General features: G+C 61.2%; 12 protein-coding genes. 3 read left to right on the top strand and 9 right to left on the bottom strand.

All coding sequences use genetic code 11. The features are described 5' to 3' along the window. Positions 1-80 precede the first annotated feature (80 nt). The 7 genes from AACY30_RS22985 to AACY30_RS22955 all read right to left on the bottom strand — a co-directional run bounded on the left by AACY30_RS22985 (position 81) and on the right by AACY30_RS22955 (position 9,843). Complete coding sequence (locus tag AACY30_RS22985; protein ID WP_339541165.1) at positions 81-1,391, bottom strand: TolC family outer membrane protein; 1,311 nt, start codon at positions 1,389-1,391, stop codon at positions 81-83. Continuing rightward, the gene (locus tag AACY30_RS22980) at positions 1,388-2,713 is read right to left on the bottom strand and encodes an HlyD family type I secretion periplasmic adaptor subunit (RefSeq protein WP_339541164.1); all 1,326 of its coding nucleotides are present in this window, start codon (positions 2,711-2,713) and stop codon (positions 1,388-1,390) included. Before AACY30_RS22980 ends, AACY30_RS22985 begins: the two co-directional genes overlap by 4 nt. Next, a complete protein-coding gene (locus AACY30_RS22975) occupies positions 2,710-4,446 on the bottom strand; it encodes a type I secretion system permease/ATPase (protein WP_339471414.1) in 1,737 nt (578 codons plus the stop codon). Before AACY30_RS22975 ends, AACY30_RS22980 begins: the two co-directional genes overlap by 4 nt. Before the next feature lie 173 nt (positions 4,447-4,619). After that, positions 4,620-5,243 carry a heme acquisition protein HasA gene (locus AACY30_RS22970; RefSeq protein ID WP_065875361.1) on the bottom strand — a complete coding sequence of 208 codons (624 nt, stop codon included), beginning with the start codon at positions 5,241-5,243 and terminating at the stop codon, positions 4,620-4,622. Positions 5,244-5,347: 104 nt separating this feature from the next. Further along, entirely contained in the window at positions 5,348-8,110 is a 2,763-nt protein-coding gene (locus AACY30_RS22965) for a TonB-dependent receptor (RefSeq protein WP_339541163.1), read from the bottom strand. Positions 8,111-8,259: 149 nt separating this feature from the next. Then, positions 8,260-9,258, bottom strand: a complete 999-nt coding sequence (locus tag AACY30_RS22960; protein WP_339541162.1) for a FecR family protein — start codon at positions 9,256-9,258, stop codon at positions 8,260-8,262. A 63-nt stretch (positions 9,259-9,321) separates the two neighbouring features. After that, complete coding sequence (locus AACY30_RS22955; RefSeq protein WP_049711425.1) at positions 9,322-9,843, bottom strand: RNA polymerase sigma factor; 522 nt, start codon at positions 9,841-9,843, stop codon at positions 9,322-9,324. A gap of 206 nt (positions 9,844-10,049) precedes the next feature. Here AACY30_RS22955 and aroQ point away from each other — a divergent pair, with 206 nt between their 5' ends. Both aroQ and AACY30_RS22945 read left to right on the top strand, forming a co-directional pair. Beyond that, positions 10,050-10,499, top strand: a complete 450-nt coding sequence (gene aroQ / locus AACY30_RS22950; protein WP_339541161.1) for a type II 3-dehydroquinate dehydratase — start codon at positions 10,050-10,052, stop codon at positions 10,497-10,499. Beyond that, positions 10,496-11,350: a shikimate dehydrogenase gene (locus AACY30_RS22945; protein ID WP_339541160.1), complete on the top strand. Its 855-nt coding sequence runs from the start codon at positions 10,496-10,498 to the stop codon at positions 11,348-11,350. Before aroQ ends, AACY30_RS22945 begins: the two co-directional genes overlap by 4 nt. Positions 11,351-11,402: 52 nt before the next feature. Here AACY30_RS22945 and AACY30_RS22940 read toward each other — a convergent pair whose 3' ends face one another. Beyond that, positions 11,403-12,044 (bottom strand): TetR/AcrR family transcriptional regulator, encoded by a 642-nt coding sequence (locus AACY30_RS22940; RefSeq protein WP_339416847.1) that lies wholly within the window; start codon positions 12,042-12,044, stop codon positions 11,403-11,405. 78 nt (positions 12,045-12,122) lie between these two features. Beyond that, on the bottom strand, positions 12,123-14,024 hold the full coding sequence (gene quiC, locus AACY30_RS22935; RefSeq protein WP_339471410.1) for a 3-dehydroshikimate dehydratase QuiC: 1,902 nt from the start codon (positions 14,022-14,024) through the stop codon (positions 12,123-12,125). 210 nt (positions 14,025-14,234) lie between these two features. Here quiC and AACY30_RS22930 point away from each other — a divergent pair, with 210 nt between their 5' ends. After that, positions 14,235-15,569 (top strand): MFS transporter, encoded by a 1,335-nt coding sequence (locus AACY30_RS22930; RefSeq protein WP_339530865.1) that lies wholly within the window; start codon positions 14,235-14,237, stop codon positions 15,567-15,569. Positions 15,570-15,572 lie beyond the last annotated feature (3 nt).

Below are 15,572 nucleotides of genomic sequence, written 5' to 3'. Positions count from 1 at the left end.
CGGCTTCATATTCCCGAAGCTGTTTCACAGATTAGTAACCACAAAAAACCCGGCGAATGCCGGGTTGTAACCACTCATGCCTACGGTTGGAAATACTCCGCCAGCGCACGCAAATCCTGCTCGCTCAGCAACCCCGCGTAATACTTCAACTGAATCCTCGCCAGCAGATACGCATGCCGCGCATTCGCTAAATCGCGACGGGCGGTGAAGAGTTGTTGCTCGGCGTCGAGTACATCAAGGTTCACCCGTTCACCGCCGGTGACGCTCTTTTTAGTCGCGGTCACCAAGGCGGTGGCGGAGCTGACGGCCATTTCATAGGCGCGCACTTTGGCCGCGCCGCTGGTGTTGAGGTTGAACTGCTTGCGCAACTCCACCAGCGTCGCCGAGGTTTGCGCGTCCAGCTCATACTGGGCCTGGGACAGCTGGTTCGCCGCCTGGCGCGTGGAGGCCGACACCCCGCCGCCGGCAAACAGCGGCAGGCTGACCTGGATGCCGACGCTGTTGGTGTCGTATTTCTGGTTGTAGCTGCTTTCCGAGTCGGAGCTGGTCTGGCGGCTGGTGGCGTACAGGTTGACCTTGGGCAGGTGGCCAGCGCGTTTGCGCTCCACTTCATAGGCGGCCACGTCCAGGGCGTGGTGCTGGGATTTAAGCTCCGGGTTATTGGCCATGGCCATGTCGCGCCAGGTTTCGAAACGGTTGGGTTCCAGGGGTGGGATCTCGAATTGGCGGGTCAGCGGCGCCAGCGCTTCGATCTGCAACGGTTGGTCGACGATGGCTTCCAGCTCGCGCAGGGCGCTGTCTTGAGCGTCCTGGGATTCAATTTCTTCGGCCTGCGCCAGGCTCAGGCGCGCCTGGGTTTCCAGCACATCCGTACGTGTGCCTTCACCGCCCTTGAGCAGGCGATCATTGAGTTGCAGGCGCTCGGCAAACGCGCGTTTCTGCGCCCGGCTCAACTCAATGCGCTCCTGCGCCAGCAACGCCTGGCTGTAGGCGCTGAGCACGCGCACGGCCAGTTCCTGGCTCTTGCCGCGAAAGCGCTCGTCAGCCATCAACGCCTGGGCGGTGCCCTGGCGAAAACGCGCGTAGGCTTCGTAATCCAGCAAGGGCTGCTGCAAGGTCAGGGTCGATGCATAGCTGCGGTAGTCACGGTCGCTGGTGACATCACCCGCCGTCACTTCAGACTCATTGCGCGAGTTGTTATAGCTCCACGACAAGTTGGGCAACAACGCCGCACGGCCGATCACGCGATGCTCTTCACCGGCTTCACGTTCCTGGATGGCGGCCTGAAAAGTCGGATCATTACGTAGGGCCAAGTCGTAGGCATCCAGTAAACCCAAGGCATGTGCCGCCGAGGTACAACCGAAACACAAGGTAAACAGCAGCGCCTTCATTCTTCCACCAGGGCCATATGGGTACGGTCCAGCAGGGGTTTGAACAGGTAGTTGAGCATCGAGCGCTCACCGGTTTTGACGAAGGTTTCCACCGGCATGCCCGGGCGTATCCGTGCACCGTCGAGCTGCTGCATACCCGCCGCGCTAACCTGGGCGCGCAGTGTGTAATACGGTTCGTCGGTGCGTTCATCGACCTGGCGGTCGGCAGAAACCAGCGTCACCTCGCCGGCCACCCGTGGCGTGGTCGACTGGTTGAACGCCGAGAACAGCAGCTCCACTGGCAAGCCCGGATGCACCTTGTCGACCATCTGCACTGGCACTCGCGCTTCGACCAGCAACGGTTCGCCTTGCGGCACGATGTCCATCAGTGCCTGGCCGGGCTTGATCACGCCGCCTTCGGTGTACACGTCCAACCCCACCACCACACCAGAGGCGGGGGCGCGCACCAGGCTGTTGGCCAGTTCGAACTCGGCCGAGGCCAGGCGATTGCGCAGGTCGTCGCTGCGGGTGCGGGTCTCGGCCAACTGGCCGCGCAGGTCTTTCTGGAAGTCTTCGCCGAGCTGGCGAATGCGCAAGCGCAGCTCGAGGACCTGGCGTTGCAACTGACCGATACGGCCGTAGTCCTCGGCAATGGCGCCGTCGATTTGTGAGTACAGGCGTTCACTGTCGAGCAGGCGGTTGCGCGGAATGTAGCCGTCACGTGCCAACTCGCGCAGGCCTTGCAGTTGCTCATTCAACGCCGCGCGTTGCTGGACCTTGCTCACTTGCGAATCCCGCGTGCCGCGCAACTGCGCCTCGGCCCCGGCGATGGTTTCGCGCAGGCCTTGTTGCTCGGTTGCCAAGGCCTGGGCGCGGCTATTGAACAGTTGCCGTTGCAGGTTCAGGGTGCTCGCCGCCTCAGGATCGTTGAGCAGTTCAGGGCCGAAGGTGATCGCCGACAACCCTTCGCTTTCGGCATTCAAGCGCGCTTCGCTGGCCAGGGACGCCACGTACTGGCTGCGCAGGGACTGCATCTGCCCGCGCAACGGGGTTTCCTTCAAGCGCAGCAGCACTTGGCCCGCGTTGACCACATCACCGTCGCGCACCTCGATACGTTCGACGATGCCACCGGCTGGGTGCTGCACGGTCTTGCGATGGCCCGAGACCATGACCTTGCCCGGCACCGCCACGCCTTTATCGAGTGGCGCCAATGCCGCCCAACCGAGGAACCCGGCAAAGCCACCGAGTACCAACAGCCAGCCCAGGCGTGAGTATTTTTTGTCATCCAGCGCCAGCACGTTGTTTGGGGCGTCGCTGATCAACACAGGTTTGCTCTGGCTCATGCCTGTTTTCCTTCACCGAGGCGGTAACTCATGCTCATGGTCGACACCGGCTTGCTCGTTGCCGGCTTCTGCCGTGCCTCCAACACGCGTGCCGTCGGCCCGAAAGCCTGCAGCTGGCCTTCCTTGAGGATCAGCAAGTGGTCGGTCAGGCTCAGCACGTTGGGTTTATGGGTGATCAGGACCACAGTGCGGCGCTGTTGCTTGAGCTGGGCGATGGCCTGGAGCAAGGCCTGCTCGCCCACTTCGTCGAGGTTGGCGTTGGGTTCGTCCAGTACGATCAGTGCGGGCAGGCCGTACAGCGCACGGGCCAGTGCTACGCGTTGCTTCTGGCCACCGGATAAGCCTGCGCCGCCCTCGCCCAGTTGCGTCTCGTAGCCTTGGGGCAGTTGCAGGATCAGCTCATGCACGCCGGCCATTTGCGCGGCAGCCAGAACCTTCTCCGCGTCAACCTCGGCAAACCGCGCGATGTTTTCTGCGAGGCTGCCGGCAAACAATTGGATATCTTGCGGCAGGTAACCGATGTGCGGCCCCAACTGCTGTTTGTCCCACAAAGCCAGGTCGGCGCCGTCCAGCCGCACCTTGCCGGCCAAGGGTGCCCAGGCGCCCACCAGTACTCGGGCCAAGGTGGATTTACCGCAGCCCGACGGCCCGATCACCCCCAGTACGTCGCCCGCCGCCACGTTAAAACCCAGGTTGGCCAGCGCCGGCCGACGGCTGCCGGGCGCGCAGGCGCTAATCTGCTCCACGCTCAGCTGGCCTTTGGGCACCGGCAGGCTCATGCGTTCCGGTCGTGCGGGGTTGGCCGCCAGCATCTGTGATAACCGATCAAACGCCAGGCGCGCCGACCCCCACTGTTTCCACACGCCAATCAACTGGTCGATCGGGCTGAGCACGCGGCCCATCAGAATCGAGCCGGCAATCATCATCCCCGGCGTGATATCGCCCTGCACCGCCAGCAATGCGCCCAGGCCCAGCACCAAGGACTGCAACGCCAGGCGCACGCCCTTGGACCAGGCGGTGACGGTCGCGGTCTTTTCGCTGGCCAGGTTCTGCTGCGCCAGGAACGCCTGATGCTGGCCGAACCAACGCCCGCGCAACGTAGCAAGCATGCCCATGGCTTCGATGGTGTCGGCATTGCGCAGGTTGGCCGTGGCCTGCTGGCTGGCACTGATGGACAGTTGGCTGGCCAGGGCCATCGGCGCCTGGCTGACGTGATGGTTGACCCACGCCAGCACAATCAACACCACCGCCCCGACCAGCGCCAGCAGGCCGAGCCAGGGGTGAAACAGGAAGATCACCAACAGGTACACCGGAAACCACGGCGCATCAAAAAACGCGAACAACGCCTGGCCAGTGGCGAACTGGCGCAGGGTGGTCAGGTCATGCAGCGCCTGCCCCGCAGCCTGGGTGCCACCCTTGAGTTGCGCTTCGAACGCGGCGTCGTAAACCCGCTGGTTCAAGCGCATGTCCATCTGCGTGCCGAGGCGGATCACCACCTGGCTGCGCACCCATTCCAACGCGCCCATCAGGCCGAACAGGCCGAGGATCATCAGCGTCAGCATCAACAGGGTCATCTGATTGCCCGAGGCCAACACCCGGTCGTACACCTGCAGCATGTACAGCGCCGGGGCGAGCATCAGCAGGTTGATCACCGCCGAGAACAGGCCGATGTTGAAGAAGCCACTTTTATAGGCCGCGAGGGCGGCCAGGGTTTCGTTGCCGGCGTGGCGCATCAGGGGACTCTCATGGGGTTGGGCGCGCAGCGTCGCCGCGTTGACAGGCGATACGACGCTGCGCAGAATTCGGCACCGCTGTCGCCCGAAGAATTAGAAGGCTTAGGCGACAGCGGTGTAATGCGGCGAATGGGAGAGCGATCTTCCATTCGCTTTTTTCATGCAGCAGAGGTTCAGGCCGCGAGGGCCCAGTCCTGCGCAGCGTCTTGCACGCCCACCAGCGCCACGTCGGTGGTGGCAGCGGTGGCCGCGTGTGCAGCCAACCCAGCGCTGACTTCGTCAAAGGTGCTGGCGGTGGACAGGCCGAAATCGTCCAGCAGGTCGTTGAGCACGGTTTCCAGTGCCGACGTGTTGCCTTGCATCAAGCCGTAGATCACGCTCTGCACTTCGTTGCCGGTGCGGCCTGCGCCTTCAGCGGCAAACAGGTCGAGACCGTTGAACGCTACCTTGTAGGCACTCAGGTCAAAATCGCTGCCTGCGCCGCCGGTCAGGCCCGTGCCCAGTTCGACGTTATCCAGGTTGCCCCACAGGTAGTGGTTCAGGTTGCTGCTGGCCGGCAAGGCCGGGTTGAACACATAGTGCAGGCCGTTGCTGGTGTTGCTGTCGGCGATAAACGCGTAGTCGGAGTTGTTGGCGCCATGCGTCGAATACTGATCGCCACTGAAGGTGCCGTTGCTGAAACCGCCGGTGTTACCGGTGCCATGACCTGCGGTGGCGAAACCTATGGCCCAGTCCGTCAGGTAGTCGGACAGCGACGTAGTGCCCAGGTACGACTCGTAACTAACAGAAATAGTCATCACTAAACCTCGTTATAAACAGCGCTATTGATCAGTACGCAGGTGCGCACTTTTTGCCCAACCCTGGGCAAAACCGTGGGTGGATCCAGTGCCTGCGCACCGGATCAGAATGTGTATTCGAGCATTCCGCTCAGCGTGCGTCCGCGCGCCAGGCTCAGGTTGTTGGCATCGCCCATGGCGACGAAATACGCCTCGTCCGTGGCGTTTTCCAACGCCAGCGCGATATTCAATTGATCGGTCATCCAGTAACTGGCGTAGAGGTCATACACGGTGTACTTGGGCCACATGGCCTGGTCCATGAACTGGTAACCCTGGTTATTCAGGTTTTCCCCATTACCGGAGCTGTAGCGAACACGAACGCCCGTATCCAGGCGCTTCTCCAGGAAGCGTGCACCCACCGTCACTGAACCCCGATCCGCCGGTGTATACGTGGCGTTGCCCATGATTCGGCCACAGCTTTCCTTGCTGTTGGCGACGTCGTCATCCAGCACTTCATATTTAGTGACAGGCCTTCGCCCAATCGTGCCGTTGGGGCGCACGTACGTCTCGATCACGGTGGTTGAAGGCCCGTTCTTCTTCGCACCGCCCATGTAATAGTTCTTCGAGCAGAACTCATTCGTGCCGATCATGTGGGTGTAGCTGAGGTTGGTGTAAGCCCGGCCCATGTCGTAGTTGAATTGGTACTCAAGGCCTCTGAACCGGGTGTCATTGAGGTTATTGGTGTACGCCATGATCCCGTTGAAACCGCCCACGGAGGTTTCCGGCAAACTCACGCTGGTATTGAGGAAGGTGAAATTCTTAATCTTGGTGTCGAAGTACGCCACCTTGATGCCCAGTCGGTCGTCATTGAAAAACAACGACTCCTTGAACACGTTCATCCCCACTTCCCAATCACGGGACTCTTCGGGCTTGAGGTAGGGGTTGGGAAACACTCGCTCACCCGAACCGCCACCGTGCGGGCGGCCGCTCATGAAGGTTTCCGTCACGGCCGGCGGGCGCCAGCCTTGGCCCCAGCGGGCATACAGTTGCAGCCAGTCGAGCCCGGGCTTGATGCCGATACCAAAGGTCGGAGAGAACTGCCCCTGCTCACGATCAATATCGAAAATGTCCTCGACGCGCTTGGCGCCTACCGAGCTTGAGTAAAAGCGGTCGCGCTTCCAGAGCGTCATCCCCGTAACGCCTTCCAGCCGATAACGGTCGTAACGCAGGCCGGCATCCACGGTCAGCCAATCGTCATAGTCGTATTGGAGGGTGTTGAACAGGCTGGCGATGGTGCGCTTGCCTTCCGGGTCTGCACTGGGGGTGTAGGGCAATGAACCGCTGGCGATCGTATTGCTCGATTCGACCTTGTTGGTGCTGGGCTTGAACTTGTCTTGATACATCTCCAAGCCATAGCTCCAACTCAAGTGCCCCACGCGGCCCAGGTCAAAGCGCGATGTGTTTTCGCCTTGCAGGCCCCAGGTGTCGGTCTGGAAATGGTCGGTGTAGCCCGGGGTGTAGTTGCCAGAACTCACGGACGCCGTGTTGGGTGCGTTGGCGCGATCCAGTTGGGTGGTGACGATATACAGCTTGGCCTTGAAATCTATCAGCGGGTTATCCGGGCTGTAGCTGTAGTCCAGCGCGACGTTTTTCGCGTTGAGGTTGTTTTTGCTGGTACGCAGGTAGTAGGTGCTCTGAAGGTCATCGGCGATGTAGCCCCAGGCATCGTTACTGTCGGCGTCGCTTTCCAGGTAGCTCAACTGCACGCGCTGATCGTTGGGCAGGTTCAGGCCAAGCTTTACGATCTGCGAGCGGGTCACGCTGCCGGTGTCGCCGACTTCGCTGTTCAACCAGTCGTCAAAGGCTACCGGAGCGTACTTTCTGGCCCGCATGTTAGTGCCCAGGTTATCCGCGTTGCGCTTGCCGCCACGGTAGTTACCGAAGTGGCGCTCGCTGTACCCCAGCATGACATCGCCGCGCTCATCACCGAAGGCAAACACGCCACTGCCATTGAAGTCGGTGCCGTTGCCCAGTTCACCGATGCCGCTGCCGGCGCGAACTCGCCCGCCGTATTCTTTGCCGTCCTTGAGAAACTCGCTGGCGTCCAACGTCTTGAACGACGCAATACCGCCCAGCACCGCCGCACCGCCCTGCCCCGACTGGCTGCCCTTGTCGATCTGGATGCTGGAGACGAACTCCGGATCGATCAGCATGGTGCCGTTGCGTTGCTGGTGGCCGTTGACGTTGAAGTTCTGGCGCATGCCGTCGATGTTCATGTTGACGCGGCCGTAGTCCTGCACGCCGCGAATATTCACCGACAGCCCAGGATCGCGCTGGTTGACGGCTGTGTAGACCCCGGCGGTTTCTTCAAGCATGTCGGCGGCGTGACGGGGCGGGCGTTTATCGATCATGTCACGGCTGATCACGGCCACAGACTTTGGGCTCTGGTACACCCAGTCGCTGGCCTGGCCGTGGGTGTTGTTGCCAGTAATGGTGGTGGTACCCACCGTCATGGCGCCGTCATGGTCGTCGCTGACGCGGCTGAGGGAGACCTGGCGGTCGCTGGTGAAGCGGTATTCCACTGGCGCAGCGCCAAGCAAACGGCCCAGCCCTTCCTGCACGCTGAAACGGCCCTTGAGTGCGGTGCTGTTCAAGCCGCGCAGACGCTGGCTATCAAACAGCACTTGCAGGCCGGCTTGGTCGGCAAAGGCCAGTACGGCGACGCCCAGAGGTTGCGCAGGAACATCGAACATCAACACGGCGGGCTGGGCGGCGTTACCTGCCTGCGGCTGCGCGGCATACACGGGTGCCGTTACCGCGAACAGGCCCAAGTGAATGGCCAGGGCTAACCGGCTACCGGTGGTGCGCCCCTTGTTGAGTGCTGACATTTCTGTTGTTCCCTGCGCTGAGCGTTTTTGTTTGTGAGAATGCTTCTCACCTAGCAAGACGTGCGGCGCGCAGGAAGTCAGTAAGACTTTTCGAAAGTTTTTAAGGAGGGAGGCGTTCGGCGGGTGGGAGAAGGCCTCCCACCGGGTATTCAATAGATCAGGCTGAGGCCTGCCAGGTCCAAGCGTTGCACTTGCAGTTCCTGGGTGAGGGTGGCTAGGGCGGTGTCGAGCAAGTCGAGGCGAAACACGCCGCTGACTTCGCGTTCGCCCAGTTGCGCGTCTGTCAGCACGATGCGGCCAGGGCGGTAGCGGTTGAGTTGCTGGATGACGTTGGCCAGGGGCTGGCGATCAATAATCAACACGCCGCGTCGCCAACTGGTGGCGCGCTCCACATCGAATTGATCCAGGGGCACGATGCCTTCCTGAGGGTTGTAGCGTGCGGCCTGGCCTTCTTTGAGCACCCTGTCGGCCGCGCCTTTTTTCGGCGAGGCTTGCAGGGAAACCTCGACACTGTGCTGCAGCATGCCGACCCAGGCCTGGCTATCGCCCTCGCGTTCCACCACAAACCGCGTGCCCAAGGCCCGGGTTTGCCCTCCGGCGCTCTGCACCACGAAGGGCCGGTTTTCCTCGCCCACCATCGGCGCCACGTCAAAAATCGCCGAGCCCTGGATCAGGCTGATGCGCCGCTGTACGCCGTCGTAGTCCAGGCGGATGGCACTGGCGGAATCCAACTCGACCTTGCTGCCATCGGCCAGGTGCACGGTGCGCACTTCGCCTTTCTGGGTGATGTAATCGGCTTGCATGCGCAGCAACATGTCCGGGCCGCGCACCCAGCCGACGCCCGCCGCCACCACAACCAGCGCGACGGCAGCCGCGCGTTGCCATGGCCTGCGCCGCGTGGAGCGGCGCACCGGCAGCGTGGCGGCTGGGGGCCGCTGGCGATGCACCGGCTCTTCCTTATGCACCTCGCCCAATGCCGCCCACGTCTGTTCGGCAAAACGCAGTGCCGCTTCGTGGCGACTGTCGCAGGCGATCCAATGCCGCAGCTCGGCCTGCTCCTGGTCGGTCAGGGCACCGGCGTGCAAGCGCACCGCCCACTCGGCGGCCGCCTCGGTAATGCTGTGCTGTTGCGGACCCTGGCTATTCACGTGTGAATCTCGAATTTTTCGTTATATAACGCTGTGACGTCTGACCTGGCGTATTTCGGTAACTCATTCGTCGGATGGCACCCCCTCGCCGTCCTGCAAGCGCTGCATCACGTAGGCCAAGGCCTTGGCCAAGTGCTTTTGCACGGAGCTGTCGGAGATGTCCAGGTGCCGGGCGACCTGGGCGTGGGTCATGCCTTCGATACGGTTGAGACGGAAAATCTGCTGGGTGCGCTCCGGCAACTCCGCCAGTGCCTGCTTCAATGCCTGTCGCTGTTGCTGCGCCATTGCCTGAGCCTCCAACCCGGCCACTTCATCTTCAATCTCGGCCAGCGCCTCATGGGGCACGGAGTCTGTCTTGCGCCGCGCTTCCTGGCGAATATGGTCGATCAGCAGATTGCTCGCCGTCCGATAGAGATAGCCCTGGGAGTTGTCGATGCGCTCGCCGGCCGGTTTTTCCGCCAGGCGCAGGAAGCTCTCCTGCACCAGGTCTGCGGCCAACTGCGGGTCCCGTACCTTGCGCGCCAGATACCCGCGCAAGGTATCGGCGTGCTTGAGAAACAGGCCTTTGAGATCCACGTCCGACAAACCGACTCCCTGGAATGTTAAGGAAACAGGCGGCATCTTAAGCGTTGTCGAGAATGATTTTCAATTGATATCTAATCTGATTCAACTGTGCGAAAGGTCTGATTAACGGTTCGATTATCGAACACATCCGCCGCCATCAATTGACCAAATTAACTAACCAGTACATTTTATCCACACAACTAACAAGAACTGTGGAGAAACCTTCAATGCCGCCCATCGTGCTGGTGCTCAATGGCCCCAACCTCAACTTGCTCGGCACCCGCGAGCCCGCCACTTACGGCCATGAAACCCTCGCCGATGTCGCCGCGCTGTGTGGCCGCAGCGCCGAACAGCTCGGGCTGAAAATCGAATTTCGCCAGACCAACCACGAAGGCGAATTGCTCGAGTGGATCCACGGCGCCCGCGCCCGTTGCGCCGGTATCGTGATCAACCCTGCGGCCTGGACCCACACCTCCGTAGCCATTCGCGACGCGCTGGTAGCCAGTGAAGTGCCGGTGATTGAGGTGCACCTGTCCAACGTGCATGCCCGTGAAGCGTTCCGCCATCACTCCTTTGTGTCGCCCATCGCCAAGGCAGTGCTGGCGGGGTTCGGCAGCCATGGCTACCACCTGGCCCTGGAACATTTCAGCCATCTGCTAAATGGATCGGCCCGATGAAACCGCGCATCCTCGCTGGCCTGATCGGTGCCGGCATCCAGGCTTCCCGCACGCCGGCCCTGCATGAACGGGAAGGCGACGCCCAAGGCCTGCGCTACCTGTATCGCTTGATCGACCTTGAGCCCCTGCACTTGGACATCAACGCCCTGCCCGACCTGCTGCATGCCGCCGAGCTGATGCACTTCACCGGGCTGAACATTACCTATCCGTGCAAACAGGCGATCCTGGCGCTGCTCGATGAACTGTCCGACGAGGCCCGCGGCATCGGTGCGGTCAATACAGTGGTGTTCAAGGACGGCAAACGTATCGGCCACAACACCGATTGCCTGGGGTTCGCCGAAGGGTTTCGGCGCAACTTGAATGACGTGGCGCGCCAACGTGTGGTGCAGATGGGCGCTGGCGGTGCGGGCGCAGCGGTGGCCCACGCGCTGTTGGCGGAAGGTGTCGAGCAGTTGAGCATTTTCGACGTGGACGCCAATCGCGCCCGCGACCTTGTGGATAACCTCACGCAACGTTTCGGTGCTGGCCGGGCCCAGGTCGGCAACCACTTGGAGAACGCGATGGCCGAGGCCGACGGCGTGGTCAATACCACGCCGATGGGTATGGCCAAGCTGCCCGGCACACCGGTGCCGGTCACTCTGTTGCGCACTGAGTTATGGGTCGCGGAAATCGTGTATTTCCCACTCGAGACCGAGCTGCTGCGCAACGCCCGCGCCTTGGGCTGCCGCACGCTGGATGGCGGCAACATGGCGGTGTTTCAGGCGGTGAAGGCGTTTGAGTTGTTCAGTGGGGAAGTGCCGGATGCAGACCGGATGTTGGCGCACTTCCAGAGCATGAACGTTTCACTGTAGGAACCGAATCCAAATGTGGGGCTTGCATTTCAGCCTCGAGCCTCGCATGGACTCAAACCTGCAAATAGCGCATCACCGAGTCACAAATCATGTCCCGGTGCCGCTGTTTAATCGCTTCATCCGACAACTCAATTTGAAAGATCTCACTGAACGTATGGCGGTTGGACACACGGTAAAAGCTGAACGAGTTGATCAGCAAGTGCACGTCCAGCGGCTCCAGCCCCTCGCGAAACACCCCCATCTCGGCCCCGCGACGCAACGTCGTGCCCAGCGCTTCGAGAATGTTGCTGTTCATCGCCTTGATCGCATCCGAGCGCTTCACGTACTCGGCATTGTGGATATTTTCGATGCTGACAATGCGCACGAAATCCACGTTCTGGTCGTGGTGATCAAAGGTGAATTCCACCAGCCGACGGATCGCTTCGCGCGGTTCCAGCGCGGTGAGGTTCATCTGGGTTTCGGTAGTGCGGATGTCGCCGTAGAGCTTCTCCAGCACCTCGACGTACAACTGCTCCTTGCTGCCGAAGTAGTAATAGATCATGCGCTTGGAGGTGTGGATGCGCTCGGCGATCGCATCCACGCGAGCGCCGGAAAGGCCCTGCTGGACAAACTCCACAATGGCTTCCTGGAGTATGTTCTCGCGGGTCTTTTCCGGGTTGTTCTTACGACTCTTGCGGGGTGCCTCGGAGGTCATGGTGCGCTCACGGCCAGTGTTGTGCAGGCCGTGATTATGGGCCGCGATGCGGCCTGAAAGAAAGCACCGGACCCGCCGTTATAAACGCGCCTGGCGAACCGCACCGCTGCGCGATTTGGCCATTGCCGCCAAGCGCACCGCCACATTGGCCGCACCGTAGCCGGCATAGCCATTCTTGCGCTGGATGATCTCGAAGAAAAACCGCCCTTCGAACGGCTCGGTGTACACATGAAACAACTCACCGCCCTGGGCGTCGCGGTCGTACAGCACGTTGTAGTACGCCAGCTCGCTGAGGAACGCCTCGTCAAAATCGAAACGTGCCGCCAGGTCATCGTAATAGTTGAGCGGGATATCCAGCAGCGGCACCCCCGCCTCCTTGGCGCGGCTCACTTCGGCGAAAATATCTGCGCAATCGAAGGCAATGTGGTGCACGCCCGAGCCGCGATAGCTCGACAGGGCATGGGAAATGGCGGTATTGCGGTTCTCGGAGATGTTCAGCGGAAGGCGAATCGAGCTGCAACGGCTGCGCAGTGCACGGCTTTTCACCAGGCCGTAAGGATCGGGCAGCACCACTTCATCATCGGCCTCGAAATCCAGCAGGCTCTTGTAGAACAGCACCCAACTGTCGAGGCTGTCGGCCGGCAGGGCCATCGCCATATGATCAATACGCAACAGGCCTGCGCTGGCCGTCGAAGCGGTTTGCAGGTTGAAGTCGGTGTCGTACAGCGTGCCTTCGCTGGGGTCCACCAAGTAAATCAGGCTGCCATCCGGTGCGCGCACGGCCGCCAATTCCAGCTCGTTGGGCCCGACCAGGCCACGATACGGCTGGCCCTTGTAGGCCACCGCGCGCTCCAGCGCCTTGGCGCTGTCCTTGACCCGGATCGCGGTGGCGCACAACGACGGCCCGTGGGCCTCGAAAAAATTGTGGGCGAAAGAATAGGGTTCGCAGTTGAGGATCAGATTGATATCACCCTGGCGCAGCAGGCTCACGCTCTTGGAGCGATGCTGCCCGGCCTTGACAAAGCCCAGGCGCTCGAGCCAATGGGTGAGCTTGGCGCCAAGGCTTTCATCGACAGCGAATTCGAGGAACTCGATACCGTCATATTCGCTGGCCGCCGGGGTATCAAACAGGATCTCGACCGGTTGCACCGTTGCTTCCTGCTTCAGGCGTTCGCGGGTTTTCTCCTCCAGGTACAGCAAGGAGCGCAGGCCATCCGCCGCATTCGCGCGGGTGGGCGCGGCGCGGAAGCCGTCGTTGAAGATTTCCAGGGACAATGGCCCGGTGTAGCCACTCTTGATGATCGGCGCGAGGAACCCCGCCAGGTCGAATTCGCCCTGCCCAGGGAAGCAGCGGAAATGTCGGCTCCATTCCAGGACGTCCATGGCCAGGATCGGCGCGTCGGCCATTTGTACAAAAAAGATCTTGTCGCCGGGGATCTCGGCAATGGCACTCGGGTCGCCTTTGAGGGACAGGGTGTGAAAGCTGTCGAGCAGTACGCCCAAGTTTGGGTGATCAACCTGACGCACCAGGTTCCACACCTGTTGCCAAGTGTTCACATGCCGGCCCCAGGCCAGGGCTTCATAGCCGATGCGCAGGCCACGGCGACCGGCGTGTTCGGCCAACAGGCTCAGGTCATCGAGCAAAATGCGCTCGTCACCTACACAGTCGGCCGACGCATTGCTGCACACTAGCACCAGGTCGGTGCCCAGCTCTTGCATCAAGTCGAACTTACGCTCGGCGCGTTCCAGGTTGCGCGCCAGCCTGTCGCGGCGGCAGCCTTCAAAGTCACGAAACGGCTGGAACAAGGTGATGGCAATACCGAGGTCGGCGCACATCTGCCTGACTTCACGGGGGCTGCCGTCGTAGTACAACAAGTCGTTCTCGAAGATTTCGACCCCATCAAACCCGGCGGCGGCAATGGCTTCGAGCTTTTCCGGCAGGGTGCCGCTCAAGGAAACAGTGGCGATGGAACGTTGCATGGGCGACTCCCGGAAATTGTTGTTTGCAGTAAATTATTCGCCCCCAGCCTACACGCAGCAATTAAAATGTACGAACCGGTTAGTTTTTAGTGCGATTATCGAACACTATGCCGGTTTGGCGAATTGACGATTTTTTAGCCACTGCGCACCATCAATGACGCAACAGACCCAGAACACACCATAAAAATTTCAAAAAACGGGTACGACCTCATGCCTCTGCAAAACTCCGCCCTGGCCGCGCGCCCGGGCACCCCGCACGCCGGCATCGGCGACAAGATCCGCGGCGCCCTGGCCGTGGGTAAAACGCGCTGGGGCATGCTGGCCCTGGTGTTTTTCGCCACCACCCTGAACTACATCGACCGCGCCGCGTTAGGCGTCATGCAGCCGATCCTCGCCAAAGAGATGAGTTGGACGGCGATGGACTACGCCAACATTAACTTCTGGTTCCAGGTCGGCTACGCCATCGGCTTTGTGCTGCAGGGCCGACTGATCGACCGAGTGGGCGTGAAACGCGTGTTCTTCTGCGCGGTATTGCTGTGGAGCCTGGCGACGGGCGCCCACGGCCTGGCCACTTCGGCGGTAGGCTTTATGGTGTGTCGCTTCATCCTCGGGCTCACCGAAGCCGCCAACTACCCGGCGTGCGTCAAAACCACGCGCCTGTGGTTCCCGGCCGGTGAGCGTGCGGTGGCGACCGGTATCTTCAACGCCGGCACCAACGTGGGCGCGATGATGACGCCGATGCTGTTGCCGTTGATCCTGCAGGTGTGGGGCTGGCAGGCGGCGTTCCTGTGCATGGCGTCACTTGGCGCGATCTGGCTGGTGTTCTGGGGTTTGAAGTACTACAACCCGGAAGACCATCCGACGGTTAAACAATCCGAACTGGACTACGTGCAACGGGAAATCGAACCGGAACAACCCGGCGTACCCTTCAGCCGTATCCTGCGCATGCGCGGCACCTGGGCCTTCGCCATCGCCTACGCGCTGACCGCGCCAGTGTTCTGGTTCTACCTGTACTGGCTGCCGCCGTTCCTGAATCAGCAATACAACCTGGGCATCAACGTCACGCAGATGGGCATCCCGCTGATCATCATTTACCTGACCGCCGACTTCGGCAGCGTGGGAGGCGGGATTCTGTCGTCATTCCTGATCGGCCGTGGCATGAACTCGATCAAGGCGCGGCTGCTGTCGATGCTGCTGTTTGCCTGCTGCATCGTCAGCGTGATCATGGCTGCCGGCTCCAGCCAGCTGTGGGTCGCCGTGTTTGCCATCTCCCTGGCGATTGGTGCGCATCAGGCCTGGACCGCCAACATCTGGAGCCTGGTGATGGACTACACGCCCAAGCACATGATGAGCACGGTGTTTGGTTTCGGCGGCATGTGCGCGGCCATCGGCGGTATGTTCATGACTCAGATCGTCGGCCACATCCTTACCGTGACCAACAATAACTACACCGTGTTGTTCACGCTGATCCCGGCGATGTACTTCATTGCGCTGACCTGGATGTACTTCATGGCGCCGCGCAGAATTCCTACCGTAGACGTCTGAGCT

Source organism: Pseudomonas sp. RA_5y_Pfl1_P24, from assembly GCF_963970945.1.
Lineage (GTDB): Bacteria > Pseudomonadota > Gammaproteobacteria > Pseudomonadales > Pseudomonadaceae > Aquipseudomonas > Aquipseudomonas tritici.
Note: the sequence above shows the minus strand (reverse complement) of the source record. Positions and strands in the feature narration are given on the sequence as shown.